The organism is Methylibium sp. (genome assembly GCF_031393925.1).
Classification (GTDB): Bacteria; Pseudomonadota; Gammaproteobacteria; order Burkholderiales; family Burkholderiaceae_C; genus Methylibium.
Map to the genome: position 1 here is coordinate 1 of NZ_JANMWL010000081.1, position 3,232 is coordinate 3,232.

The window sequence follows — 3,232 nt, forward strand, 5'->3', positions numbered from 1 at the left end:
GGGCACGGCGGCCCACCCACCGCTGGCCGATGCGCCTGGCAGCTATGTTTATGTGGCGTAGCCATCGGCCAGTGGGCAATGCCGTTGCAGCGTCCACCCGCCCTATGGGACAAGACACCGCTTGCGGCGATCGGATGACCATGGGCAATCGCGCCCTCTTCGGCGTTGACCATGGCGCGTCGATCCTGGGTACGTCAGGCTCGTTATCAACATCGAAGCGGTAGCGGGCCATCGCCCATGAGCCATTGATGCGGCTCACGCAAGGCGCGTGGCATCACACCCGGCGCGACTGTGTCGCCTTGCTTGTCTCGGTCAACATCGGCATCACGGTGGCCACCGCCGTGCTCGGCACGCTGAACGCTTTTCTGGCCACGGTGCGGCTGGCCCCGGCCGAGGCGATGCGGCCGCAGGGGCCCGGGCAATACCTTCGCACCCTGGTCGAGGGGTTGGACAATAAGCGCATCTTGCCGGCGCCAGCGAGACGGCGTGCGGGTTGCAAAGCGCAAGGTTCGCATGCGACGTGCGCCATTGACGCAGATCGGCAAGACGCGTGGTGTCACGCGCCGTGCGCGGTGGCATGCTGGCTTGCCTTGCGCTGGCGCAACCCGCGCACTGACGACGCCGCGCAGAATCACTGGAACATGACAGCCCTCTGGCTGCTTCCACCGGATATCGGAGCTTGGTCATGAAACCCGACGCGCACTCGACGGTGAACCCGCATCACTCGGTCTCGCCGAAATCGAGCAACGGCTGCGCGATCAACGTGGCTTTTCATCCAACCGATGAACCTTGAGAGGAAACACCATGTACAAACGAATTCTTGTCCCGATCGACGGCAGCGACACCGGGCGCCGCGGCCTCAAGGAAGCAATCGCCCTGGCGACCGGACAGAAGGCCACACTGTGCCTGCTTCACGTGACGAACGACTTCCCGTTCATGTCGGAGATGCCGAGGGCCTTCGACTTCGAGGAGTACCGCGAAGAGTTGCAACAGTACGGCCGCAACCTGCTCGAAGATGGAAAAAAGCTTGCCGCCAGTCTGGGCCTGGAGGTCGAGACACTGTTGCGCGAACTGAAGGGCGGCCGCGTCGCCGACGCGATCTTGCAGGAGGCGAAGAGCTCCGGCTGCGACTTGATCGTCATCGGCACCCATGGCCGCCGCGGCTTCAGCCGCGCACTGCTGGGCAGTGATGCGGAAAGCGTGTTGCGGGACAGTCCAGTGCCCGTGTTGCTGGTGCGTGCACCAGGCGTGGTGAACTGAGGCGCATGCGCCGTCGGGAGCCCGCGGAAGAAACCCGGCGATTTCTGCACTTCCCGAACTTGTCGCGTCGCGCTCGAGCCGGACGCGCCCCGCCTCACGCCCTGGCATGACCCCTTCCGGAGCCCCGCATCATCACTTCCTGGCCCATGGGTTCAGCGGCTTCCTGCGCCGACGCCGCACGCTCAAGCACTTCGTTCGTCATCCGCTGCTGGACACGCTCGCTGGCCATGGCCCCACGCAAGCCGCCCCCGAGCAGATGGCTCGCGAGCTGTTGCGGGTCGCACGCGACGAACCCGCGGAAGCGATCGCCCGCCTCAAATCGCACCAGGACGGCCTGAGCGCGCGCGAAGCCGGCGCGCGCCTGGCCCGCAGCGGTCCGAACGAAGTCGAGCATCAGAAGCCGCTGCCCTGGTGGCTACCCCTGTGGCATTGCTACAAGAACCCGTTCAACCTGCTGTTGACCGTGTTGGCGATGGTGTCGTACCTCAGCGCAGACGCCAAGGCCACCATCGTCATCGGTGTCATGGTGGTGTTGAGCACCCTTATCCGCTTCGTGCAAGAGGGTCGCTCGCACCGGGCCGCCGAGGGTCTGAAGGCGATGGTGAGCAATACCGCCACCGTGGTCCGGCGCGCCCCTGGCACGAAGGCTGCCGACACGCGGGCCCCGCCGAAACGACTCGAGATTCCCATTCGCAAACTGGCGCCGGGCGACCTGGTGGTGCTGTCGGCGGGCGACATGATTCCGGCCGACTGCCGGTTGCTCGCCGCTCGGGACCTGTTCATCGCCCAGGCGGCGATGACCGGCGAGTCGCTTCCGGTAGAAAAGTTCGCCGACCGCCGAGGCGAGGTGCAAGGCCCGCTCGAGCAGAGCAACCTGGTCTTCATGGGAACCAACGTCGTCTCCGGTTCCGCCACCGCTCTGGTCGTCACGACAGGGAACCGCACCTACTTCGGCACGCTGGCGGCGAAGGTCACAACGACCGACCCGGCCCCCACGGCCTTCCAGGCCGGGGTCAACAGCGTGAGCTGGCTGCTGATCCGCGTCGCGCTGGTGATGGTGCCGATCGTGCTGCTGGTCAACGGCTTCACCAAGGGCGACTGGATGGAGGCCTTCCTGTTCGCCCTGTCGGTGGCAGTGGGGCTGACGCCCGAGATGCTGCCGATGATCGTGACCTCGACGCTGGCCAGGGGTGCAGTGCGGCTGTCGCGCAGACAAGTCATCGTCAAGCGCCTGGACGCGATCCAGAACTTCGGCGCGATGGACGTGCTCTGCGCCGACAAGACCGGCACGCTGACCCAGGACAAGATCGCGCTCGCGCGCCACGCCGACATCTATGGTCAGCCGTCGGACGAGGTGCTGAACTTCGCTTTTCTGAACAGCCACTATCAGACCGGACTAAAAAACCTGCTCGACCGCGCTGTGCTCGAACGGGTGGAGCTGAAGACCGAGCTGAAGCTGGAGCAGGACTACCGCAAGATCGACGAGATCCCGTTCGACTTCGAGCGCCGACGCATGTCGGTGGTGGTGTCGGAGCGCGATGAGCACCATGAGCTGATCTGCAAGGGCGCGCTCGAGGAGATGCTGACGGTGTGCACCCGCGTGCGCATCAAGAACGGCCTTGGTCCGCAGGAGGTGCCGCTCGACGCGGCCATGCTGGCTCGCGTGCAGCAGGTCGCGCGCGAACTCAACGAGGAAGGGCTGCGCGTCGTCGCGGTGGCCATGAAGAAGCTCCCGCCCAGCCAGACCACCTACTCGGTCGCCGACGAGGCCGATCTGACGCTGATCGGCTACATTGCCTTCCTCGACCCGCCGAAGGAATCGGCCGCGCCCGCGCTGAAGGCGCTGGCCGCGCACGGCATCCAGGTCAAGGTGCTGACCGGTGACAACGGGCTCGTCACCGCCCGCGTGTGCGGCCAGGTCGGCTTGTCCGCGGACAAGGTGTTGCTCGGACCGCAGGTCGAGCGCATGACC

The 3,232-nt window shown here is 65.8% G+C and carries 3 protein-coding genes; all 3 read left to right on the forward strand.

Annotated features, from left to right (window positions below):
- The first annotated feature begins 248 nt into the window (after window positions 1-248).
- The gene (locus tag RMO12_RS05215) at window positions 249-689 is read left to right on the forward strand and encodes a hypothetical protein (RefSeq protein ID WP_309638472.1); all 441 of its coding nucleotides are present in this window, start codon (window positions 249-251) and stop codon (window positions 687-689) included.
- Window positions 690-804: 115 nt separating this feature from the next.
- On the forward strand, window positions 805-1,260 hold the full coding sequence (locus tag RMO12_RS05220; RefSeq protein ID WP_309638473.1) for a universal stress protein: 456 nt from the start codon (window positions 805-807) through the stop codon (window positions 1,258-1,260).
- 106 nt (window positions 1,261-1,366) lie between these two features.
- On the forward strand, window positions 1,367-3,232 hold a 1,866-nt coding region (gene mgtA / locus RMO12_RS05225; protein WP_309638474.1), incomplete at its 3' end, for a magnesium-translocating P-type ATPase.

What these genes read in the sequence shown, in the direction of transcription:
- RMO12_RS05220 (WP_309638473.1), top strand. Translation starts at nt 805, where the DNA reads ATGTACAAACGAATTCTTGTCCCGATCGACGGCAGCGACACCGGGCGC.
- RMO12_RS05215 (WP_309638472.1), top strand. Translation starts at nt 249, where the DNA reads ATGCGGCTCACGCAAGGCGCGTGGCATCACACCCGGCGCGACTGTGTC.